Raw genomic sequence first — 23,593 nt, forward strand, 5'->3', positions numbered from 1 at the left:
ATCGTTTTTCACCTGCACCGGGAAGTTATTCATGAGGCATATCGAAGCTCATAAAACACAGCGTATCGGCTGGCTGCGTGCTGCGGTACTTGGCGCCAATGACGGTATTGTTTCCACTGCCAGCCTGATCCTGGGTGTGGCGGCGGCCGGCGCAAGTGCTGCAAGTATTCTGATCGCCGGCGTTGCAGGCCTTGTTGCGGGGGCGATGTCGATGGCCGCTGGCGAATACGTGTCGGTTAGTTCGCAGGCGGATACCGAGCGTTCCGACCTGGACCGGGAGCGTAAAGAGCTGGCGGCTGATCCTGTACATGAACACGCAGAGTTGACCGAGATCTACGTTGGTCGCGGGCTCGATAAAGAATTGGCCAGCCGCGTCGCCACACAGTTGATGGCACACGATGCGCTGGGTGCGCATGGCCGCGATGAACTGGGCATTTCCGAAGAATTGGCCGCGCGACCGGTGCAGGCTGCCCTGGCCTCGGCAGGTTCGTTTTCAGTCGGTGCGGCACTGCCACTGCTGATCGTTCTATGGGTGCCGCAATCGCTGCTGATGTATGCCGTGGCTGGCAGTTCGCTGCTGTTTCTGATGCTTCTGGGGGTGTTGGCAGGCTACACCGGTGGCGCGTCTGTGGTAACGGCTGCAGCGCGCGTGACCTTTTGGGGCGCACTGGCCATGGGCTTGACGGCGGGGGTCGGTGTTTTGTTTGGCGTCACCGCTTGACGGGCGTGCGCCAGGTTATGTGGCAGCCGTAATCAACGGCCGCGACGCCGGGACACCACCGCCTCGATATTCTTGCGACCAATCAGTTTTGGCTGCTCATGCGGCATAGCTTCGCCTAGCCATTTGTACATCACCAGGCAATCCACCAAGCCCAGCCGTGCGTGCTGGTAGGCCTTGGGCAGGCGCCCGACCACCTCGAAACCAAGCTTTTGCCAGAGGGCCACGGCCACTTCGTTGCTCGACACTACCGAGTTGAACTGCATCGCCATGAAACCGTTGTCGCGAGCCAGTTGCTGAGAGTGTTGGCACATCGCCTGCGCTACGCCTCGGCCGCGTGCGGCCTCGGTAACCATGTAGCCGCAATTGCACACATGGGCGCCTGGGCCGGCGGCGTTGGCCTTGAGGTAATAGGAGCCCAGCAGTTCGCCGTTTTCCTCGGCTACCAGGGTATGCAAGGGCATTTCCAGCCACAGTTGGCGTGCCTGTTCGACAGTGATGGCGGGGTCGAAGGCATAGGTTTCGCGGGCGCCGACGATGGCCTTGAAGGTCGGCCAGAAGTGCTCGAAGTCGGCGGCGGTCATGGGGCGGATGTGAATCATGCTGTTCTCGGATGGGGCGTGCGGGTGGGCTGGCTGCAGCGGACGTGTCGCGCCAGCCTGGCGATGGCGGGATTATGGCTCGACCTTGCCTACCGCATCCAGTGCCCGTGCCGAGTAAACCAGTGCTGCACCCGCGTTCATTGCGATGGCAACGCCCAATGCTTCGGCAATTTCTTCCCGGGTGGCACCGTGTTTCACGGCCTGTGCCGAATGCACGGCAATGCAGCCATCGCATCGGGTCGTGACGGCCACGGCCAGAGAGATCAGTTCGCGGGTCTTGGCGTCGAGGTGGTTGGTTTTTTCGCCGGCAGCACTGGCGGTCAGGTAGCCGCTGACCGTGTCCGGTGAGAGTTGCTTGAGGTCGCGAATGCCGGCCGTCAGCTGTTTACGGTACTCGTTCCAGTCCAACATGGTGTTCACCTTGTGTGTTTCGACAAAATGAACAGTGAAGCTAGTTTTTCGGCAGTTGCTGTGCCGTTGGTCGATAGGCGCAGGGCAGGGACGTGGACAGCCTTTGCAAGACGTGGGCGCCGACTGTGTCGGCGCCGCCATAACGGGTCAGATATAAATGAAGATCAGCGCCAACACGGCCACTACCGCCCATTTTTCGGCGTAGTAACGTGCGCGGTTGCGTTTCTTCAGTGCCTTGCCGCGCTCGCGGATCTTGTAGATCCGGGTGAACAGGCGGTTGATGCCGCCGGTCTTGTCCCCGTCAGCGTTCGGCGCGGCAGCCGCGGCCATGACATTGCGGCTGAACCAGCGGTTGAACGCAGTGGCCCAGCGGTACTTCAGGGGACGCTCGATATCGCAGAACAGAATGATGCGGTTTTGATCCGTCTGGTTGGCGGCATAGTGAATATAGGTTTCATCGAACACGACACCTTCACCGTCACGCCAGTGGTACTTCTCACCGTCCACGTCGATGTAGCAGTCCGGGCTGTTGGGGGTGTCCAGGCCCAGGTGGTAGCGGTAAGAACCGGCATAGGGGTCGCGGTGACGAACCAGTTTCGAGCCCGGTGGCAGGGTGGCGAACATGGCTGCCTTGACGGTGCCGATACCTTGCAGCAGCTCTGTGGTACGTGGGCACAGCTTCATCGCCGAAGGGTGACTTTCGCCATACCACTTCAGGTAGAAACGTTTCCAGCCACTTTTGAAAAATGAGTTGAAGCCCACATCGTCATAACGCTGCGAGCTTTTGATTTCGCCGACATTCAGGAGCTGTTGGGCCTCTTCGCGGATGGCTTCCCAGTTGTCCTGCAGGGGTTTGAGCTCGGGAAATGAATCGGTGCTGAGGTAGGGCCGGGCGGGCAGCCTGGAGAACAGGTAGAGGAAGACGTTGACGGGCGCCAGGAAGCTTGAGTGGTCGCCCAACTGACGGGTCAGTTTGTGTCGAACGCGACCGCGCAGGTGGACATAGGCAATCGAAAAAACGAACAGAAGAACGAGAAATAGTTTCATGCACGGTTACTTGTCGGTGTGGCTATGAGCCATTGCGTAAGTGCGCAAGCATAAACAATCGCGCCTAGTCTTTGAACATATTGTTACTATTTGACAGGTCGACTTATGTGCAATATCCAGCAGGGATTTACCCGTTAATCAGCAATAATCCCGTGCTTTCAACACGGCTATCGCTGGCAAGCCTTTACTGCTTCACGCCGCACCGTTCATCCACCAGCGAAAGACGAAGAAAAACGCCATGCTCAGCAGCATGCTGATCAAGGTGTTACGGGTCAACAATACGAGCCCAACCGCCACCATCGAGCCCACCAGGTAGGGGTTGGCCGGGTTGAGGTCAAGCTGGTGGTCGGGCATGAAGATGATCGGCCCGCAGATGGCGGTGAGCATGCCGGGCACGGCAAAACCGAGAAATTGCCGCGCATTTGAACTCAGGCGCAGCGGCAGGCGGGGCTCGAGAAAGGCGTAGCGGTTGAGGAACACGACCAGCCCCATGCCGACGATCAGCAGGAAAATCATGAGCGGCCTCCGCTCAGTTTCTGGCAGATAAAACCGGCGCTCATGCCCAGCAGGCCGGCCAGCACCAGCGCTGTTTCCCAATGCCAGAAACTGAACAGCACTGAACTGAACAGCGAAACCGCGACGCACACCACCGTCGGCAGGTTGCGTACCAGTGGCGTAATCAAGGCTACAAACGTGGCAACGATGGAGAAGTCCAGGCCCAGTTTGTCCAGGTGCGGAATGTTCTGGCCCAGGACGATGCCGGCCAGGGTGAACAGGTTCCAGGCCACATAGAAGGTCAGGCCTACGCCCAGTGCATACCAGCGGTTGAACTGTTGTTTGTCGTACTGGCTGGTCAGGGCGAAGAACTCGTCGGTCAGCAGAAAGCCAAGCCCCACCCGCCAGCGCACAGGCAGGTCAGAAATCACGGGGCGCATCGACAGACCGTAGAGCAGGTGCTGTGAGGTCAGTAGCAGGGTGGTCAGGATGATCGAAAACAGGTTCGCGCCGCCTTTGAGCATACCGATGGCAACCAGTTGTGCAGCACCGGCGAAGACAATTGCCGATAGCCCCTGACCTTCAAGGGGTGTCAGGTTGGCTTCAATGGCCATCGAGCCGGCCAGCAGGCCCCAGGGCGCAACGGCCAACGACAGCGGCAGGATGGCAATGGCGCCATGGATGAATGCCTGGCGGGCGAGGTGTGGGTGAGTCATGGTCTACAAACGCGACTGAACAGGGGGGCATAGCATGCCAGAGTGCCAGCTGCGCTGCTTGAGCGATCTTGTCAGGCTGCGAACTGGCGCAGGTCACCTCACTCAGCGCTGGCTGGTCAGGCGATGCTGGGCGGTTGCGCAGCCATTGGCATCAACCGCCTTGCGGTACCACATCTGGCGCTGCGGTCGGTCGACGGCACCGAGCAGTCGATAGACCTCGGCCTGAAAGTCACGTTGCTGGCCCCATTGCAGCGTCAGCCCCCGACGGCCTTGCGGTCGGCACTCCAGGCGCATGGCCGGTTGCGGGTAGTAGGTGGCATAGCGCGTGGCATCTTGTACGGCTTTCTTCAGCGCTGCCCGATAGGCATCGCTGTCGCGGTACTCGCTACACAGCGAGTTGATCTGCAGCGAGGCCGGTGCGAACCCCTGGCTGAGGCTGGCGGCAAGTAGCGGGCAGGCCTGTGCCGGTACCTCGGCGGGGCTCAGGTAGGTCATGTAGTAAAGCGCCAGTCGGTACTCGGCCACCGGATGGTTGAGCGACGCTGCCTTGCGCAGCAGTTCCACACCTGGGGTCAGGGTGTGCACCAGTGTCGTGCCCTGGCGCAACAGGTCGTCCTGGGTCGCGTCGGTTGGTGGGCTGAAGGTACTGGCCTGGGTGTCAGCCTGCTCCAGAAACGGCAGAGCCTGGCGGTACAGCAGGTCGGCGTGAGGGTCGATAGGGCTGTCGGCCAGGCTCAGGCAAGGTGCCATTACCGAAAGCACCGTCAACAGACGCAGGCAGCGGTTCACTTCGCGCAACCTTTGATCAGGGATGAGTGCTCGACGTGTACACGCCAGAGCGAAGCAGATGAGCTGACGACGGTATGCATGAGTCGATCCGATGGTCCAGCAGTGGAAAGGGCGTTACCTGACGCTCGCTATTCTAGCGGCTGCAGGCAGACAGCTGAAGTGATGCCTTATGCCCTGTCATGTACCTTGTCGGCAAGCGGTCGTAGGGCCGCGTTATCGACATCGTTGCGGTTAAGCGCAGAGGACGCGCCGGAGCGGGTGACGGCTCGGGTAGAATCGAAGCTCACGATTCAGTTCAGGGGTTGCAGCGGTGGATGTACAACAGGGCTTCGTCCTGACCCGACATTGGCGGGATACGCCTGACGGCACCCTGGTGGAATTCTGGCTGGCGACCGATGCTGGCCCACGCCAGGTGCGGCTGCCGGTGCAAACCTCCGTGGCCTTTGTCCTGGCCGAGCAGCGGGCCCGCGTCGAGGCCTTGCTGGCTGGCGAGCGAGAGGTCGAGCTGCGCCCGCTGGACCTCTGTGACTTCCAGCACCGCCCCGTACTGGGCCTGTATTGCCGCCAGCACCGTCAGTTGATGCAACTGGACAAGCGCCTGCGTGCGGCCGGCATTGAACTACTGGAAGCCGATGTTCGTCCGCCGGAGCGCTACCTGATGGAGCGCTTCATCACCGCGCCGGTGAGTTTCGCCGGGCGAGTCGACGCCAGCGGTGTATGGCTGGATGCTCAGCTCAAGCCCGAATCAGGCTACCGCCCGCAGTTGAAGCTGGTGTCGTTGGATATCGAAACCACCGAACGCGGTGAGCTGTATTCCATTGCACTGGAAGGCTGTGGCCAGCGTCAGGTGTACATGCTGGGGCCGGCCAATGGCGACGACCAGGCCGTGGATTTTGCCTTGGAGTATTGTGCCAGCCGTGCGCAATTGCTTGAGCGGCTGAATGCCTGGTTGGCCCGTCACGACCCTGACGCGATCATTGGCTGGAACCTGGTGCAGTTCGACCTGCGTGTACTTCATGAGCATGCTCAAAGGCTGAAGGTTCCTTTGATCCTCGGGCGTGGAGGCGAGCCGATGGAGTGGCGCGAGCACGGCAGTCGTTCTCATTTTTTTGCCGGTGCCGCAGGGCGCTTGATCATCGACGGCATCGAAGCGTTGCGTTCGGCGACCTGGAGCTTTCCGTCGTTCAGCCTGGAAAACGTTGCCCAGACCTTGCTCGGCGAGGGCAAGGCAATCGACACGCCTTATCAGCGCATGGACGAAATCAATCGCATGTTTGCCGAGGACAAGCCGGCTCTGGCGCGTTACAACCTCAAGGACTGCGAACTGGTGACACGGATTTTCGCCAAGACCGAATTGCTCACCTTCCTGCTGGAGCGTGCCAGTGTCACCGGCTTGCCCGCGGACCGCAGTGGCGGCTCGGTGGCGGCGTTTTGTCACCTGTACATGCCGCTGATGCACCGCCAGGGGTTCGTGGCGCCCAACCTTGGTGGCCGTCCGGACGAAGCCAGCCCGGGCGGCTTTGTCATGGACTCGCGACCGGGCTTGTACGAGTCTGTGTTGGTGCTCGATTACAAGAGCCTGTACCCATCGATCATCCGCACGTTCCTGATCGACCCGATCGGCTTGGTCGAGGGCCTGCGTGAACCCGGCGATGCCACGTCGGTGCCAGGTTTTCGGGGAGCGCGTTTTTCGCGTACCCGGCATTGCCTGCCCTCGATTGTCGAGCGGGTATGGCAGGGGCGTGAAGCGGCCAAGCGTGAGCGCAACGCCCCGTTGTCCCAGGCCTTGAAGATCATCATGAACGCGTTCTACGGGGTACTCGGCTCCAGTGGTTGCCGTTTCTTCGACCCACGGCTGGCATCGTCGATCACAATGCGCGGTCATGAAATCATGCGTCGCACCCGCGAGCTGATCGAGGCCCAGGGGTATGAAGTGATCTATGGCGATACCGACTCGACCTTCGTCTGGCTCAAACGCACGCACAGTGAAGAGGATGCAACGGCCATCGGCCGACGCCTGGTGCAGCAGGTCAACCTGTGGTGGCAAGCGCACCTGCAGGCAGAGTACGGCCTGACAAGCGCTTTGGAGTTGCAGTTTGAAACCCACTACCAACGCTTTCTGATGCCGACTATCCGAGGTGCCGAGGAGGGCAGCAAGAAGCGCTATGCCGGCTTGGTACGCCGTGCAGACGGGCGTGACGAGATGGTCTTCAAGGGCCTGGAAACCGTGCGTACCGATTGGTCACCGCTGGCCCGGCAGTTCCAGCAGGAGCTCTACCAGCGCATCTTTCTGCGCCAGCCTTACCAGGCTTATCTGCGTGACTATGTGCGGCAGACGCTGGCGGGTGAACGGGATGAGCAACTGATCTACCGCAAGCGCCTGCGTCGACCCTTGGCGGACTATCAGCGTAACGTCCCGCCGCACGTGCGTGCCGCGCGCCTGGCCGATGACTACAACGACCGTCAGGGGCGTCCACGCCAGTATCAGAATGGTGGCTGGATCAGCTACGTGATCACCTTGGCCGGGCCTGAACCCTTGGAAAACCGCAACGCGATGATCGATTACGATCATTACCTGACCAAGCAGTTGCAGCCAATCGCCGATGCCATCCTGCCGTTTGTGGGCGATAGCTTCAGTGCCCTGGTTGACCGGCAGATGGGGTTGTTCTAACGCTGGGTGCCTTCGCGCGGATTAGATGAAACTCGATGCTGCGAGCCGATGGACGGCAGCAAAGTGCTGACCATCAGCTATCCTCTGGTTCAATGGATTCAGCCTTTCATAGCGCGTCGGGTGGGGCTTGGTCATCGGAAGTTACCGTTGTCTTGCGTACATGGTCGGTACAGTCGTTTAGGCTCGCAGGCCGGATCTTTCGTCAGGATTCGTAGCCTATGGAGCATTGAAACAAGAAGGAGATGCGTATGCTCACTCGTTCACTGACCCTTGCCACCCTGCTGGCTGTTGCCTGCCCCTTGATGGCCGCTGACAGTGACGGCCCCCTCGCTCTGGAGCGGGGTAGAACCCGACCCTTGATCATCATTGCGCCCAGTACAGTAGACCCGACGCTGGTCAGCCTGAAAAAGGCCCTGGATGAACCGGCCAACCGTCAGGCGTTCACTGAGCGCAACATGGTGCTATTCACCATCGCCAATACCATCGGCCAACGCGATGGCAAGAACATGGACCCGCAAACCACCATGGCCTTGATTCGCGAGCTCAAGCTGGGTGCCAGCGTGGGTACCAAGGTGATTCTGATGGGCAAGGATGGCGAGAAAAAGCTCGAGCGCATTGGTACGGTTGAGCCCAAGGAGCTTTTCACCACCATTGATCAGTTACCTGCCAGCGAGAAAGAAATGGTTACGACGACACCTGTCGTGACAGAGGCTGCGCCAGGCAAGGAGGGCAAAGAGGGCAAACCGGGAAAACCGGCGAAGCCAGCAAAACCGGCAGCGCCGCCCAAGCCGCTTGAAGACTGATCATTCCCGGCACGTCAGCCAAGTGCCTGCAGCAACGCGGCAGGCACTCACCGCAATACCCTTCTTCCAGTAAATGATTCTCGCTAAGTAGTAGGATATTGCTCGCTTTATTGTTATGTTATTACATAGTTAATAAAGGAGCCCCCATGAATCACCCGCTAGGAAGGTTGTACCTTGGCCTGTCCGCAGGCCTGTTGAGCGTGCCTGTCACTGCCGAACAAACCATCGTCCTCGATGCCGTCACCGTCAGTGACAGTCGTTTTGAAGAGCGTGCCGATGGCCCGGTACAGGGTTACCGGGCCACGCGCTCCAGCACCGCGACCAAGACCGATACCGATATCCGCGACACCCCGCAGAGCATCAGTGTGGTACCCGCCCAAGTGCTCGATGACCTGAACAGTACCCGCATTGATCGCGCACTGGATTTTGCCGGGGGGGTATCGCGGCAGAACAATTTTGGTGGCTTGACCTTCCTCAACTACAGCGTGCGGGGCTTCACCACCGGCGAGTTGTACAAGAATGGTTTTGCCGTCAACCGGGGCAGCTACAGCGCACCGGATACCTCGACTATCGAGCGTATCGAAGTGCTCAAGGGGCCTGCTGCCAGCCTGTATGGGCGAGGTGACCCTGGCGGGTTGGTGAACATCGTGACCAAACGGCCCGAGGCTGAAGCCTTCACCCGCTTCAAGGCCAGTGCCGGCAGTTGGGACCGCTACCGCAGCAGCCTGGATGTGAACACCCCTCTCAACGACGATGGTTCGCTGCTGTCGCGGGTTAACCTGGCGGTGGAAGACAACGGCAGCTTCCGTGACCATGTCGACAGCCAGCGGCGGATCGTCAGCCCGTCGCTGAGTTGGCAGCTGAACCCGGACACGCAACTGTTCGTCGATACGGAATTCTCCCGTACCGAGTCGGTGTTCGACCGTGGCATTGCGGCCGTGAACAACGAACTGGGTTCAGTAAAGCGTTCGACCTTCCTGGGCGAACCCAACGATGGCCGTATCCGCAATGACAATCAGACGCTGGACCTGGCGCTGGAACATTACCTCAATGACAGTTGGAAGCTGCGTCTGGCCAACCATTACACCCAGGGCACCCTCAACGGTGACAGCTCGGAAGCGTCACGGGTGGTGGGAACGGCCATCAGCCGGTTCTACCGTCAGCGGAATTTTGAATGGAACGACAACATCACCCAGGCAGAACTACATGGCCGTTTCGATGTGGGCAACTGGCAACACCAGACACTGATTGGCCTGGAGTACGAGAACTACCGCAACAGCCAGAAGTACCCGCAAAGCGCTACGACCCTGGACTATGGCCTGGATGTTTACAACCCGGTGTATGGCCAACCCAAGCCTGCCATCGTCAAGGCCAACGACTTCTTCGAGCGCACCGAAAGTTACGCCCTGAACCTGCAGGACCAGATTGTTTTCACCGAACGGCTGCGGGGGTTGCTCGGCGTACGTCTTGAACATATCGAGCAGACCGCCCAGAACCGAGCAACGCAGGCCAGCAACACCCAGGAAAAAGATGCCGTTACGCCTCGGGTGGGCCTTTTGTATCAGCTGACACCGCAGGTGGGGGTGTTCGCCAACGCATCGACCTCGTTCAAGCCCAATGGCATGGGCACCCAGGGCGAGGTCTACAAGCCGGAGAAAGGCCTGGGTTATGAAACCGGGGTCAAGCTTGACCTGTTCGACAGCCGTTTGGGCGCGACGATCGCGTTGTTCCAGATCGACAAGGAAAACGTCATCACCACCGATGCCAATGGCGACAGCATCGCGGCGGGCAAGGCACGCAGCCAGGGCCTGGATGCTCAGTTCAGTGGCCAGTTGAGCGATGCCGTGCGCGTGATTGGCGCCTATGCCTACATCGACGCCGAAGTCACCAAGGGCGATGCCAGCGTGCCCAAGGGCAGCGACTTGCTGGGTATTCCCCGGCATAGCGGCAGCCTGATGGCGGTGTATGAGTTCCAGGACGGTGCCTTGCGCGGTTCTGACATGGGGGTGGCGGCCAACTATGTAGGCGAGCGCTCGGGCCTTGCTGGCAGCGATTTCCGCTTGCCCGGTTACAGCACGGTCGATCTGTTGGCCCATTACAAGGCGACGGAGAACCTTACGCTTGGTTTGAACCTCAACAACCTGTTCGACCGCACCTATTACGAGCGCAGCTACAACGCGGCGTGGGTCATGCCGGGTGATCCGCGCAACGTCAGCCTGAGCCTGGCCTTGAGCCTGTGATCCTGACTTGGCCCCGTGTGCCAGGCTTGCCTGCGATGGCATCGGCGGGGTGTCAGTAGGTTCGGGGGGCCTGCATCGTTGGCAAGCCAACTCCCACAGGTGGGAGCAGGCTTGCCTGCGATAGTCTCAACTCGGTTCGCGTGCGTACCTGATGCCGTCAGGCGGTAACGGCCTGTGCGGGAGGGACAGCCAGCGCCGTTTGCTTCAACTGCTGTCGATAACGCGGCAGTGCCAGCGCCAGGAAAACCGCCGCCAGCACCAGCAGCGAGACCGAAGAGGCGAGTGCATAGCGCAGCGACTCACCGCCCAGGGTCGGGATGAAGAAATCACTGAGCATGCCAATCAGCAGCGGACCGACACCAACACCGAGCAAGGTCATCGACATCACAAAAATAGCGGTGGCCTGGGCCAGTCGCGAGGCCGGAAACAGGTGGGTGATCGCGCTCAGGCAGGGCGTCGCCCACCAGACACCGAAGAACCCGAACGCACTGTAGAACAGGAACGCTTGCGGTACGGCGATGCTGCCGATATGGAAGGCAACGCCTTGTGGCCAGAGGAAATAGGCCAGTGCAAAGGGGATGCTGATCAGCGTGCCCAACAGGGGTACACCGATTTGCCAGCCGACATCGCGCCGTGCCATTCGGTCGGTCAGCAGGCCGCAGGTCAGGGTGCCGATAGTCGAGCCGGTGCCGCCGACCACGCCGACCAGGAACCCAGCCTCCTGCAGGTTCAGGCCATGGGAGCGAATGAGGAAGCTCGGGCTCCAGGTACCAATCGCATACCCGGCAATGGCCGCTGCACCGCCGGTGAGCACCAACCACAGGAATGATGGCATCTGGAACAGCTCGACCAGCGTCTTGAGCCAGCCTTCCTGCTGCAGTGCAGCCTTGTTCAGGTGCGCTGGCGGCAGTGCAGGTTTTGGCGCGCGTACGGTCAACAGCAGGAGCAGGCCAAGGAAGATACCGGGGGCGCCGATCAGCAAGAAGGCGTAGCGCCAGCCATGGTGCTGGGCAATCCAGCCGCCCAGGCCGAGGCCGACAATCGCACCCAGGCTTGAGCCCAGCATCAGCACGGCCAGTGCTGTCGAGCGGCGGCGTGCCGGGTACAGGTCCGAAACCATCGCCACTGACGGCGCGGTACCGCCGGCTTCACCGACAGCGACGCCGATTCGTGCCAGTACCAGCGTCAGAAAGCTGCCAGCCATGCCGCAGAGCATGGTCATCAGGCTCCAGGCAATGCAGCTGAAGGCAATGACCGGTTTACGCCCGATGCGATCCGACAGGCGCCCCAGGGGGAAGCCAAAAACCGTATAGAACACCGCGAAGGTCACACCCGACAACAAGCCGATGCCGGTGTCCGATATGCCGAATTCGAGCTTCACCGGTTCGATCAGAATCGCCATCAACTGGCGGTCGATGTAGTTGAAAACGTAGATGCTGGCGAGCACGAAAAGCGCGTAATGCGTTCGCCATGTCACGGGGTTGGATGCGTTCACTGCGGGTGCTCCCGGTCTTGTTCTAGTGGGCTTGATCGTCAGTGCATCCGGCTGTTTTTTCATCGTCCGTTCAGACCATTTTTCCCGTGGTTGCGGGCATTTGGCTGCGATGTCCAGGCCCATAAATCTAGTCTTGTCGGACGATGTTTCAGTTGCGTTCAAGGTGAATCATTCAGCCCATATCCGGTTCTGCGCAATCCCTGGCCACCTTGCGGTGAGCCGCTTGGCATCGCCGGAAACAATAAGACGTTAAGGAGCTGACATGAGCATCTTGTTCGAGCCGGTGTGCCTCGGCGAACTGCAGCTGGCCAATCGTATCGTCATGGCGCCGATGACCCGCAGTCGTGCCGATGCAGGTGCGGTGCCAAGTGCCGACATGGTCGAGTACTACCGCCAGCGTGCCAGCGCCGGGTTGATTGTTGCCGAGGGTACGGCGCCATCGGCCAGTGGCCTGGGCTATTGCCGTACACCGGCGATCTACACCGGCGAACAGATTGCCGCCTGGCGCCAGGTGACCCGTGCCGTGCATGACCAAGGCGGTCGCATCGTACTGCAACTGATGCATGTGGGGCGCGCTGCCAGCCATTACAACAAACCCGGCGGTGCGGCTACCGTGGGCCCGTCGGCGGTGCGCGCACGCACTCAAGTGTTCAGTGATGCCGTTGGCCTGGTAGATACCGATAGCCCGCAGGCGTTGACCCTGGAAGGCATCGCCGCGGTGATCGAAGACTACCGTCAGGCAGCGTTGAATGCGCGTGAAGCCGGTTTCGATGGCGTCGAGTTGCATTGCACCAGCGGCTACCTGCCGATGCAGTTCATGGCCTCGGGCAGCAACCAGCGTACCGATGCCTACGGCGGTTCGGCGAGCAACCGGGTACGGTTTGCCAAGGACGCGATCGAGGCCATGGCCGCAGCGATTGGCGCTGGCCGTGTGGGCTTTCGGATGTGCCCGGGCAACCCCTATAACGATATCGACGACCTCGACCCGGCAGGCACCGCTGTCGCACTCTGCGCCGCCGTGGCACCGCTGGGCCTGGCCTACCTGCACATCATGCGTTCACCGGTGGCGGGGCTCGATGCCTTTGCCCTGGCGCGCGAGCATAGCGCCCATGGGCTGATTCTCAACGACGGTTTTGATGGCGCTTCGGCCCGCGCCGCGCTGGAAGCGGGCGAGGGCGCAGCGGTCTCCTTCGGTCGACACTTCATTGCCAACCCCGACCTGGTCGAGCGCTTGAAGCACGGCTTGCCGTTGGCCGGGTTTGACCGCAAGACCCTCTACACCTCTGGCCCTCGTGGCTATACCGACTACCCCGTCTATCAGGCCGATGCACTGGAGGTGACGCCATGAGCTTGAGTAACCTGGCCAGCGTCCTGCCGAGCTGCCCTGTGCCCCGTGAACAGACCCAGGCGATTCTGGATCGACGTTCGGTAGCCAGCGCGCAGATCAAACCCCGTGACCACTACACCCTGGCCGATCGGCTCGAGCAGCAAGCCATTCGTCATGCCGATCGGGCGTTTCTGATCTATGGCGACGAAATCCTCAGCTACGCCGAAGTCGATGCGCGCGCCAACCAGATGGCCCATACCTTTTACGCCAACGGCCTGCGTGCCGGTGATGTCTGTGCCATCGTGATGGAAAACCGCCCGGCGTTCTTCTGCACCTGGTTTGGCCTGGTCAAGCTGGGGGTGGTGGTTGCGTTCATCAACACCCAGGTCAATGGCCGGCCCCTGTTGCATGCGCTGGAAACTACCGGGGCCAAGGCACTGGTGGTCGGGGAAGAGTGCCTGGCCAATGTCCAGGTTACCGAGGGCCTGCCTGAGCTGCCCTACTGGCTGGTACGCGACCCAGAGAACCCATGGCCCGAGGCGCTTCCCAAGGGGGGCGACGGGCATTTCGCTGCGCGCCTGGACAGTGCGCCACGCAGTGCCTTCCCCCGCGATGTGCGTGCGGACATCGAGGCCCAGGCCCCGACCTTGCTGATTTTTACCTCGGGTACCACCGGGTTACCCAAGGCCGCCCGTTACAGCCATATGCGCTGGATGTCGTCTGGCGATGTGATGGAGGTAACGCTGCAGGCCACCTGCGACGACGTGTTCTATTGTTGCCTGCCGCTGTACCACGGGGCCGCCGCCACCTCGGTGACCTCGACCGCGCTACGTGCCGGCGCGAGCATCGTGGTGCGCCGCAAGTTCAGCGTGCGTGAGTTCTGGAGCGATGTCGCCCGTCACCGTATCAGCGTCTTCCAGTACATTGGCGAAATCTGCCGCTACCTGCTCAACCGGCCGGTTGTACCGGGTGAACGCGAACATAGCCTGCGCTGCATGCTCGGTGCCGGCCTGACACCTGAGTCGTGGCAACGCTGGATTGAACGTTTTGGACCGATCCAGGTTTTCGAGGGCTGGGGTGCCACCGAAGCCAACACCAACCTGATCAATGTCGACAACTACATCGGTTCGTGCGGGCGTGTACCTGACTGGAACAAGACCAACCTGCGGCTGGTGCGCTTCGATGTCGAAAATGACTGTCATCCGCGCGACGAGAATGGCTTCTATCAGCGCTGCGAGGTCGGCGAAGTGGGTGAAGCCATGGGTTTCATCGTCGATCATCCGGATATCGGCGGTGGGCGCTTCGAAGGCTATACCTCGACCGAGGCCAGCGAGAGCAAGATCCGCCGCAATGTCTTTCGCGAAGGTGATGCCTACTGGAGTTCGGGCGACTTGTTGCGCGAGGACGCCGATGGCTACTGCTATTTCGTGGACCGTATCGGCGACACCTTCCGCTGGAAGAGCGAGAACGTCTCCACCCAGGAAGTCGCCGATGCCCTGGGGGATCTGCCGGGCCTTGAACTGATCAATATCTACGGTGTGCAGGTACCGGGGCATGAGGGGCGTGCGGGCATGGCCGCAGTGCTGATGCAGCCGGGGCAAGTGTTCCAGCCCGAGGCCTTGTACGCACTCACTGAAGCGTGCCTGCCGCGTTACGCCGCGCCAGTGTTCGTACGTGTGACCGCGGCGGCGGACCTGACCAGCACCTTCAAGCTGCGCAAGGTCGATTTGCAGCGCCAGGGCTATTGCCCGATTGCCTGCAGCGATCCGTTGTTCATTCGTGATGAAAGCACGCGAACCTACCAGCCCTATTCGCCAGAGGTGTTGGCGCGAGTCGGTCTGGCGCCGTTCGCAGGTGCGCATCATGGCTGATCTGGACCCGAACGGCCATGAGCTGCGCAGCGGCCTGCGCTACCCGTGGCCGCAGGCCCCGGCCGCCGGGCAGGTCTGTGAAGTCGCGCCGGGGGTGCTCTGGCTGCGTATGCCGCTGCCGTTTCGTCTGGACCATATCAACCTCTATCTGATGCGCCATGGCGATGGCTGGGTAGCGGTGGATACCGGCATGAACACCGCGCAAACCCGCGAGGTCTGGGAGCGCGTGTTGAGTGAAGCGTGTGCGGGGTTGCCGCTGCTGGCGGTGGTCTGCACGCATTATCACTCCGACCATGCCGGTGTTGCCGCCTGGCTGGCCGAACGCTTTTGCTGCCCGGTGTACATGACCGCCAGTGAATACCAGTCGTTGTACGTCAGCGTTCCCTCTGATCAGCCGCCCGGCTGGGACTTCCTGGCGTTCTACCGCAAGGCCGGTTTCAGCAGCGAGCAGGCCGCCCAGATGTACGAGGTGATCCAGAACGGGCATTTCCGTCCCGCGCATTTCAACAGTTACCGGCGCTTGCGCGACGGCAGCCAGCTGCGCATCGGCGGTCGCCTCTGGCAGGTCGTGGTCGGTCGCGGGCACTCGCCCGAACATGCCTGCCTGTTTGCCGAAGAGGATGGCCTGCTCATTTCCGGGGATCAGGTGTTGCCGCGCATCACCCCGACGGTCGGCGTGCATGCCACTGAGCCGGAAGCCGATCCGCTGCGCGACTGGCTGGCCTCCCTTGAGCGCTTGCGGGGCTTGCCGGACAGCGTTCTGGTTCTGCCGGCCCATGAACGGCCGTTCTTCAACCTGCATCAGCGCCTGGACCAGTTACAGGCCCATCACCAGGCTCACCTGGCGCTGCTGTTGGCCAGCTGTGAGGAGCCGCGTAGTGCGCTCGAACTGATGGCTGTGTTGTTCCCGAAGCTTTCAGGTCGTTTCGACGAACTGATGGCGCTGGGTGAAACGTTGGCGCATGCCAATTACCTCGTGGCCGAAGGGTCGCTGTTGCGGGAGGAACACCGCGGGCTTCACCAGTATCGGCGTTCCCCGCAGGGGGCACCTGCTGTCACGCCGCTCGTGGTGTTTTGAGCGGCCGGTGCAGCGGCAATGTTCAACATTCCAGGCGGCCAACCGGTTGCCCTTGAGGAGAGTCAGTGTGATCGATAAGAACAACAATAATTGTACTGGCCTTGGTTCGCGCGGTGTTCAGGCAGTCAGCCTGACGGCGGCCATCGCTTTGGTTTCGACACCGGTATGGTCGGGGGAGACGATCGAGTTTGATAACGGCACGACCCTAGACTGGTCGGTAACCACCAGCTACGGCGTGGGCGTGCGCCTGAACGATCAGAATGATCGCTTGCTTGGGGTCAACGCTGACGATGCCAACCGCAACTTCGATCGCGGTAGCCTGACCACCAACCGTGTGGGTGCGCTGGGTGAGATGATCCTGCGCAAGGACAACTACGGTGCCGTCGTGCGCGGCAGTACCTTCTACGATGATGTCTACCACCGGGAAAACGACAACGATTCGCCCGCGACCGTCAACAAGGCCGGGCGCAATGACGAATTTACCAGTGATACCCGTTACTACAGTGGTGGTCGCACGCGTTTGCTGGATGCCTACGTATTCAGTGGCTGGCGCTTTGACAATGACTCCATGCTCGACGTCAAGGCGGGCCGCCATATCGAGTCCTGGGGCGAGAGCCTTTACTACCCCGGCGTCAACGGCGTACAGAACCCCTCCGATGCGGTGAAGGCGGCGCAGCCGGGCGTTGAGGTCAAGGAAATCCTGTTGCCGGTAGGGCAGTTCTCCGGGTCCTATCGGTTGAATCCAAGCCTTACCTTTGGCGCTTATGTGCAGTACGAATGGAAAGGCACCGAGTTGCCGCCAGTGGGCAGCTACCTATCTGGCAGTGACGTCGTCGGCCCGGGCCGCGAATTCATCATCACCCAAGGCGGCAAGGTTCCCTACCGTGGTACCGACGAGCCTCGCGACGGTGGCCAGTGGGGTGTACAGGTTCGCTACCGCCCCGTACCGGCTCTTGAATTGTCGCTGTTTCACGTCAACTACCACGACAAGAACCCGGCCACTGCGCTGGTGGGTTATGACCCGTTGCCGGTGGGTGGCGGCCTCTATGCCTTCACGCCCAATGGCTACCGGGTGAAGTATTTCGAAGACATCAAGCTGACCGGTATCAGCGCCTCGACCAAGCTGGGTGATACCCAGGTCGGTGCCGAGTGGTCCTACCGCGACGGTGCGCCGGTCATGGTCAACACTGGCCTCGGACCGGTACCGGCCAAGGGCAAGGGCCAACAGATGCAACTGTCGGCGATCCGCATTCTCGGCGATCGGCCATGGGCCAGCCAGACCAGCCTGACGGCGGAGATTGTTCACGTGCTGGTCGACAGCGTCGAATCCACTTCAGCCGCGGACAATCTGCAAGGCCTGAACCTGTTGCCTTCGCTGGCACCATTGGTTGGGGCGTCGGATGACTACACCTACAAGACCAGTTCGGCCTGGCGCACCAAATCGGCCAGCGCCTACACCCTGGGCGCCTCGTTCAGCTATCCGGGCGTTTTCCAGGGCTGGGACCTTGAAGTGCCCGTGCGCTTTTCCAACGTATTCAGTGGCTCGACCCCGATGGCCGGCAGCATTTCCGGTGTTCAGGGCGACCGCCGCATGAGTATCGGTACCACATTCAAGTACCTGGGCAACCTGGAAGTCGGCATGAACGTGACCAGCTACCTGGGTGCAGCGGATGCGATCAAGCGGCCGTTTGCCGACCGTGACTACGCCACGTTCTCGATGAAGTACACCTTCTGATCCCGGCTGTTTCGTCTTGACCACTCAGGTCCGGGGCAGGTTGCCTGCCTCGGGCCTTAACCATCACCTGGAAATGTCCGAAGCCCGGCGCTTCGGAGTGGAGGCACTATGGGGCTCAAAGGGCATGCGGCCATTATTGGCACCGCGCAGTACAAACCGGAGAAGTACGCGACTGCGCCGAAGATGTTTCACCTTGAACAAGTCGCCGACCTGGCGGCCCAGGCCCTGCGCGATGCGGGGCTCAGGGCTGAAGACCTTGACGGGCTGGTGATCAATGGCCCGCAGTTTCATGAGGCGTCGGTGTTCGTCCCGGCAATGGCCGCCGAGTACCTGGGGTTGCGGCTGAATTTTGCCGAAGTGGTGGACCTTGGCGGCTGTACCTCGGTGGGTATGGTCTGGCGCGCTGCCGCCGCCATCGAACTGGGGTTGTGCCAGGCGGTACTGTGCGTACTGCCTGCACGCATGGCACCGCTGGGCCCGGATGAAGACCCGAGCTGGATGGCCAGGGCCATGCGCTTTGGTGGCCACAGCACGGCGTTCGGTGCGCCGGAGGCGGAATTCGACCTGCCCTACGGGCACATGGGCCAGAACACCGGTTACGCCATGATTGCCCAGCGGTATGCCGCCCAGTACGGCTACGATCCGGTGGCGATGGCCAAGATCGCCGTGGATCAGCGCACCAACGCCCAGGCCAACCCGCAGGCCATGTTCTATGGCCAGCCGTTGACCATTGAGCAGGTGCTGGCGAGCAAAATGGTTGCCGATCCCCTGCACATCCTGGAAATCGTCATGCCCGTGGCCGGCGGTGCGGCAATGATCATCGCTTCCAAGGAAGTCGCGGCACGGGCGCGCAAGCGGCCTGCATTCATTACCGGTTTTGGCGAACACCTGGCCTTCAAGTCGCCGTCCTATGCCGCAGACATGATTCACACGCCAATTGGGCCGGCGTCGCGACGGGCCTTCGAGATGGCCGGGCTCAAGCCGACCGATGTCGACGCGGCGCAGATTTACGACTGCTACACCATCACCGCGTTGCTGACCCTTGAGGATGCAGGTTTCTGTGGCAAGGGCGAGGGCATGGCGTTTGTGCGTGAGCATGACCTGACCTGGCGGGGTGATTTTCCGATGAATACCCACGGCGGGCAGCTCAGTTTCGGTCAGGCCGGTTCGGCCGGCGGCATGTCCCAGGTGATCGAGGCGGTGACGCAAATCGCCGGGGTAGCCGGCGAGCGTCAGCTTGGACGCTGTGACAGCGTCTATGTCTCCGGTACCGGCGGCGTGATGAGTGAGCAGGGCGCATTGATACTTCAGGGAGCATAAGCACCATGTCCAACAATAAACCGATGCCTGTACCGACGGAAATTTCCGCACCGTTCTGGGAAGGCCTGAAGGCCCGGCGCTTACTGATTCAGCAATGCACAGCCTGTGCGCACTGGATTTTCTACCCGCGCCGGCATTGTCCCGCCTGCCTGGCCCATGACCTGGCCTGGCGTGAGGTCGAGGGCTGCGCGACGCTGTACAGTTACACGCTGACGCGCATTCCCACCTTGCCCGATTTCATGGATGAAATGCCGCAGAAACTGGCGGTTGTCGAGTTGGCCGAAGGTGTGCGCATCAACACCAACCTGGTCGGCCTGGCTGAAGACGAAATACACATCGGCATGCGCTTGAAACCGGTGTTTGCCGAGGTCGACGCCAAGGGCAATCGCTTGTTGCGCTTCACCGGCCTGGACAAGGAGGCTGCCAGCCTTGAACGCTTGCCCGCCGTCGACAGCGAACCGACACCGGCGCACTCGCAACCCGAGCCACGCAAGATCGATTTCAACGATGCCGCGAGTCTGCAGGCGCTGGTCAGTGAACAGTTCAGTGACTGGAGCAACAGCATCGTGGTGGATCAGGCCCTGATCGATGCCTTTGCGCAGTTGTCTGGCGACGACTACTGGATCCATACCGACCCTGAGCGTGCTCGTCTGCAGAGCCCGTTCGGCGGCACCATCGCCCACGGCGCCTTGGTGCAGGTGTTGCAGTCGCGGATGAAGCTGGCGCTGGGTTTCGAGATCACAGGGTTCACTACCCAGATCAACTATGGCTCCGACCGTTTGCGCTTTCCGGCACCCGTGCCAGCGGGGTCGCGTATCCATTCGCGGGCGCGGGTCAAGCAGGTCGAGCTGCTTGCCAGAGGCACCCAACTGACATTGGAGCTCAACACCCATGTCGTCGGTCATGAACGGCCGTCGGTCATCAACGATCTGGTGATTCTCTACCGGGCCTGATCGTACCCGTCCTGCGCCCACGGCAAAGCTGTGGGCGGCGTTGCCGTGCGCCTTTGCCGCACATTTCCGGCATACGCCATTCACGCCATTTTTTAAGCCGTTTGGACGATGTTTCAAACGGCCCTACACCTGAGTATCCCCCCTAGGCAATGCCCACTTAGCTCGCTGCGACCCAAGGCGTGGCGCCATACAAGAACAAGAGGACTGGCCCAATGACCCCCACTTTGCACGCGTGTCACGAACAGGAGCGTCCCTCATGCGCTCAGTGATCGGATACCTGGTCTGCCTGGTTGTCGGGCTGACCATCCTGTTTACCTTTTCCCCCAAAACCGAGCCCGAGCAGGCGAAAGTCGCGCTGCGTTCGGACCGGGTTCAAATCAACGGTTTGCTCAGCCTGGGGACACGTGTCGTGGCCGTGGGCGAACGCGGCAGCATCCTGTTCAGCGACGACCAGGGTGTGAGTTGGCAGCAGGCCAGTGTCGACCGGCAACGTGATGTCGCGCTGACTGCCTTGGTGGCACTGGGTGAGCAACGCCTACTGGCGGTCGGGCACGACGGTTGGATCCTGCGCTCCGAGGATGCCGGTAGCCACTGGCAGGAAATGCGCTACGACAACGAATTGGGCGAGCCGCTGCTGGGTATCTGGGCGGCCGGTGACGAGAGTGTCCTGGCGTTCGGCAGCTTCGGTAAGTTCTATCAGTCCGATGATGCCGGGCTGAGTTGGCGCAAGCTGGCGCTTGATGTCGACAGCGCGCACCTCAACAGCATGGACGGCGGCCCTGATGGCCGAAGGATGTTGGTCGGCGAGCAAGGCCTGGTGCTGCGTACTCGCGATGGCGGCAAGCATTGGCAGACCCTGCCTGCATTTTACAGCGGTTCGTTGTTCGGCATCGTGCGCCTGAGCCCAGAGCATTGGGTGACCTATGGCATGCGCGGCCATGTATTCGTCAGCCACGACTTCGGTGATAGCTGGGCACAGGTCAACGTCGGTAACCAGTTGCCGCTCTACGGGCATGTGCTGTTGCCCGACCACTCTGGCCTGGTGATCGTCGGTGCTGGCAGCTCGGTCGTTCGGCTGGATGCTCGGGGTGCGCTGGTTGGTGTCAGTCGCTTGGCCGGCCTCGGTACCTTGACCTCGGCGACGATGGTCGGTTCGCGTCTGCTGGTCGGTGGTGAGCGCGGGTTACTCCAGGGTTCTGGTGGCAGCGTTGCCGCCCTAGGTAAATGAGAGGCGGGCAATGAAACAAGCTAAAAGCTGGGTGACGCACAGCGTCGAAGCGGTCGCGGATCGGCTGATGGCATGGCGCAAGGGTTTGTTAGTGCTGTTTGTGCTGGTGACCGCAGGCCTGGGTTACAGCGCTACCCACACGCAACTGGACCCCGGCTTCAACAAGCAGATTCCGGTGCGACACGCGTACATGGTCAACTTCCTGAAGTTCAGCCAGTACTTCACCGGTGCCAACCGTTTCCTGGTCAGCGTGCATTGGAAAGGCGAGGGGGATATCTATAACCCGGTGTTCCTCGACACCTTGCGCAAGGTGACCGACGATGTGTTCTTCATCTCCGGGGTCAGTCGTGCCAGCGTCACCTCGCTGTTCACCACCAACGTACGCTACATCGAAATCACCGAGGAGGGTTTTTTCGGTGATGTGGTCGTACCGCCACGCTTCAGCGGCACCGAACAGGACCTGGCTCAGGTACGCAGCAATGCCGCCGCGTCCGGGCAGATCGGGCGCTTGTTGGCCAACGACCTGAAGTCGGCCATGGTGCGTGCCGACCTGCAGGATATCGACCCGCAGACCGGCGAACCGGTGAAATATGCCGAGGTTGCCCGCCGTCTTGAAGAGCTCCGCGACAAGTACAGCAATGAGCAGATCGAAATCAACATTGTCGGTTTCGCCAAGCTGGTCGGTGATGTGGTCGAGGGGTTGAACACGGTGATCGGCTTCTTTGTGATCGCCTTCGTCATTACCGGGCTGCTGCTTTGGCTCTATTCGCGCTCTTTGCGCCTGACCGTGGTTGCATTGGTGGTGGCGTTGCTGCCGGTGGTCTGGTTGCTTGGCCTGTTGCCGCTGTTGGGGCTTGGCATTGATCCGATGTCGATCCTGGTGCCGTTCCTGATTTTCTCCATCGGTGTGTCCCATGCCGTGCAGATGACCAATGCCTGGAAGCAGGATGTGGTGGCGGGTAGCGATTCGTTGCGGGCCGCGCATTCGGCATTCTGCAAAATCTTCATTCCCGGCTCCCTGGCGCTGTTGATGAATGCCCTGGGTTTTGCGGTGATCATGTTGATCGATATCCCGATCGTGCATGAACTGGGTGTGACCGCCTGTATCGGCGTGATGCTGATGATCATCACCAACAAGCTGATGCTGCCGGTGATCATCTCCTACCTGCGGCTGGAGCCCGGGTTGCTGCGACGGGCGCAAACCCGTCAGGCCGGCAGGCATCGCCTGTGGTGGCGGTTGTCTGCGCTGGCCGAGCCGGGACCTGCACTGAGTGTGTTCGCCATCAGCCTGTTGCTGCTGGTGGCCGGCGCCTACAAGGCACGTGACCTCGCGGTGGGCGATATCGGTGCAGGCGCGCCGGAGCTCAGGGCCGACTCGCGCTACAACCAGGACAACCGCAAGATTGTCGACAGCTATTCGATCGGTCTCGACGTAATGTCAGTGTTTGTCGAAGTCCAGGGCATCGAAGAAGGGTGCTTGTCGCCGGAAGTGATGCGCGCGGTAGAAGCCTTCGATTTCCGCATGCGCGCTGTCACCGGTGTGCAGTCGGTCCAGAGCGTCGCCGGCATGGGCAAACGGGTCATTGCCGGTAACAACGAAGGCAACCCGCGCTGGGCGGCGATCCCAGGTTCAGCACGCGGCCTGAGCCAAGGCGCACGGGCCTACATGCCGGACGACGGGTTGGTGACCGACGGCTGCCAGCAAATGCAGATCCTGGTGTTCCTGGCCGACCACGAAGGGGCCACGGTGGCCCATGCAATCAACGAAGCCAAGCGCATCATCGCCGAGGTTCGCACCCCGCAGGTGGCGTTTCTCCTGGCGGGCGGAAACGTGGGCGTGATGGCGGCATCCAATGAGGCGGTGAAACGGGCGGAGATCATCATGTTGGCGGCACTCTTTGGTTCGGTGGCGCTGTTCTGCTGGCTGACGTTCCTCTCGGTCCGCGCCGTACTGTGCATTCTCGTCCCTCTGGCGATTGTAGCGATCCTCTGCAACGCGCTGATGGCGATGCTGGGCATTGGCCTGAAAGTCGCGACCTTGCCGGTGATGGCGCTAGGTGTGGGGGTCGGGGTGGACTACGGCATTTACTTGTA

At 61.2% G+C, this 23,593-nt stretch carries 19 protein-coding genes; 12 read left to right on the top strand and 7 right to left on the bottom strand.

Annotation, left to right across the window (positions count from 1 at the left end; translation table 11 throughout):
- Positions 1-31 precede the first annotated feature (31 nt).
- Entirely contained in the window at positions 32-721 is a 690-nt protein-coding gene (locus EKA13_RS06845) for a VIT1/CCC1 transporter family protein (protein ID WP_065758653.1), read from the top strand.
- A gap of 32 nt (positions 722-753) precedes the next feature.
- Here EKA13_RS06845 and EKA13_RS06850 read toward each other — a convergent pair whose 3' ends face one another.
- From EKA13_RS06850 to EKA13_RS06875, 6 genes are all read right to left on the bottom strand, one after another.
- Positions 754-1,320 (bottom strand): GNAT family N-acetyltransferase, encoded by a 567-nt coding sequence (locus EKA13_RS06850; protein ID WP_065758654.1) that lies wholly within the window; start codon positions 1,318-1,320, stop codon positions 754-756.
- A 72-nt stretch (positions 1,321-1,392) separates the two neighbouring features.
- Positions 1,393-1,731 (bottom strand): carboxymuconolactone decarboxylase family protein, encoded by a 339-nt coding sequence (locus EKA13_RS06855; RefSeq protein ID WP_065758655.1) that lies wholly within the window; start codon positions 1,729-1,731, stop codon positions 1,393-1,395.
- Between the two features lie 147 nt (positions 1,732-1,878).
- Positions 1,879-2,778, bottom strand: coding sequence for a lipid A hydroxylase LpxO (lpxO, locus tag EKA13_RS06860; protein ID WP_065758656.1), 900 nt, complete (start codon positions 2,776-2,778; stop codon positions 1,879-1,881).
- A 192-nt stretch (positions 2,779-2,970) separates the two neighbouring features.
- Complete coding sequence (locus tag EKA13_RS06865) at positions 2,971-3,294, bottom strand: AzlD domain-containing protein (RefSeq protein ID WP_065758657.1); 324 nt, start codon at positions 3,292-3,294, stop codon at positions 2,971-2,973.
- Positions 3,291-3,989, bottom strand: coding sequence for an AzlC family ABC transporter permease (locus tag EKA13_RS06870; RefSeq protein ID WP_065758658.1), 699 nt, complete (start codon positions 3,987-3,989; stop codon positions 3,291-3,293). Before EKA13_RS06870 ends, EKA13_RS06865 begins: the two co-directional genes overlap by 4 nt.
- A gap of 102 nt (positions 3,990-4,091) precedes the next feature.
- Entirely contained in the window at positions 4,092-4,739 is a 648-nt protein-coding gene (locus EKA13_RS06875; RefSeq protein WP_425415164.1) for a sel1 repeat family protein, read from the bottom strand.
- A gap of 349 nt (positions 4,740-5,088) precedes the next feature.
- Here EKA13_RS06875 and EKA13_RS06880 point away from each other — a divergent pair, with 349 nt between their 5' ends.
- From EKA13_RS06880 to EKA13_RS06890, 3 genes are all read left to right on the top strand, one after another.
- Positions 5,089-7,449 carry a DNA polymerase II gene (locus tag EKA13_RS06880; RefSeq protein WP_065758660.1) on the top strand — a complete coding sequence of 787 codons (2,361 nt, stop codon included), beginning with the start codon at positions 5,089-5,091 and terminating at the stop codon, positions 7,447-7,449.
- Positions 7,450-7,697: 248 nt separating this feature from the next.
- Positions 7,698-8,252: a DUF4174 domain-containing protein gene (locus EKA13_RS06885; RefSeq protein ID WP_065758661.1), complete on the top strand. Its 555-nt coding sequence runs from the start codon at positions 7,698-7,700 to the stop codon at positions 8,250-8,252.
- 146 nt (positions 8,253-8,398) lie between these two features.
- Positions 8,399-10,492, top strand: coding sequence for a TonB-dependent siderophore receptor (locus EKA13_RS06890; protein WP_065758662.1), 2,094 nt, complete (start codon positions 8,399-8,401; stop codon positions 10,490-10,492).
- 157 nt (positions 10,493-10,649) lie between these two features.
- On the opposite strand, the gene EKA13_RS06895 is transcribed toward EKA13_RS06890, so the two are convergent.
- A complete protein-coding gene (locus tag EKA13_RS06895; protein WP_065758663.1) occupies positions 10,650-11,987 on the bottom strand; it encodes a spinster family MFS transporter in 1,338 nt (445 codons plus the stop codon).
- A 262-nt stretch (positions 11,988-12,249) separates the two neighbouring features.
- Between EKA13_RS06895 and EKA13_RS06900 the strand changes: the two genes are divergently transcribed.
- The 8 genes from EKA13_RS06900 to EKA13_RS06935 all read left to right on the top strand — a co-directional run.
- Positions 12,250-13,335, top strand: a complete 1,086-nt coding sequence (locus tag EKA13_RS06900) for an alkene reductase (RefSeq protein ID WP_065758664.1) — start codon at positions 12,250-12,252, stop codon at positions 13,333-13,335.
- The gene (locus EKA13_RS06905) at positions 13,332-15,185 is read left to right on the top strand and encodes a long-chain-acyl-CoA synthetase (protein WP_083199760.1); all 1,854 of its coding nucleotides are present in this window, start codon (positions 13,332-13,334) and stop codon (positions 15,183-15,185) included. The genes EKA13_RS06900 and EKA13_RS06905 overlap by 4 nt, the downstream gene beginning before the upstream one ends.
- Complete coding sequence (locus EKA13_RS06910; protein ID WP_065758665.1) at positions 15,178-16,263, top strand: MBL fold metallo-hydrolase; 1,086 nt, start codon at positions 15,178-15,180, stop codon at positions 16,261-16,263. Before EKA13_RS06905 ends, EKA13_RS06910 begins: the two co-directional genes overlap by 8 nt.
- Positions 16,264-16,330: 67 nt before the next feature.
- Positions 16,331-17,998 carry a DUF1302 domain-containing protein gene (locus tag EKA13_RS06915; protein ID WP_065758666.1) on the top strand — a complete coding sequence of 556 codons (1,668 nt, stop codon included), beginning with the start codon at positions 16,331-16,333 and terminating at the stop codon, positions 17,996-17,998.
- Between the two features lie 108 nt (positions 17,999-18,106).
- Entirely contained in the window at positions 18,107-19,318 is a 1,212-nt protein-coding gene (locus EKA13_RS06920) for a thiolase family protein (protein WP_065758667.1), read from the top strand.
- Between the two features lie 5 nt (positions 19,319-19,323).
- Entirely contained in the window at positions 19,324-20,271 is a 948-nt protein-coding gene (locus EKA13_RS06925; protein ID WP_065758668.1) for a bifunctional OB-fold nucleic acid binding domain-containing protein/MaoC family dehydratase, read from the top strand.
- 256 nt (positions 20,272-20,527) lie between these two features.
- Complete coding sequence (locus tag EKA13_RS06930; RefSeq protein ID WP_065758669.1) at positions 20,528-21,499, top strand: WD40/YVTN/BNR-like repeat-containing protein; 972 nt, start codon at positions 20,528-20,530, stop codon at positions 21,497-21,499.
- Positions 21,500-21,509: 10 nt separating this feature from the next.
- A partial coding sequence (locus EKA13_RS06935; RefSeq protein WP_065758670.1) for an efflux RND transporter permease subunit occupies positions 21,510-23,593 on the top strand: 2,084 nt, incomplete at its 3' end.

Source organism: Pseudomonas defluvii, assembly GCF_001695625.1.
GTDB classification, from domain to species: domain Bacteria; phylum Pseudomonadota; class Gammaproteobacteria; order Pseudomonadales; family Pseudomonadaceae; genus Aquipseudomonas; species Aquipseudomonas defluvii.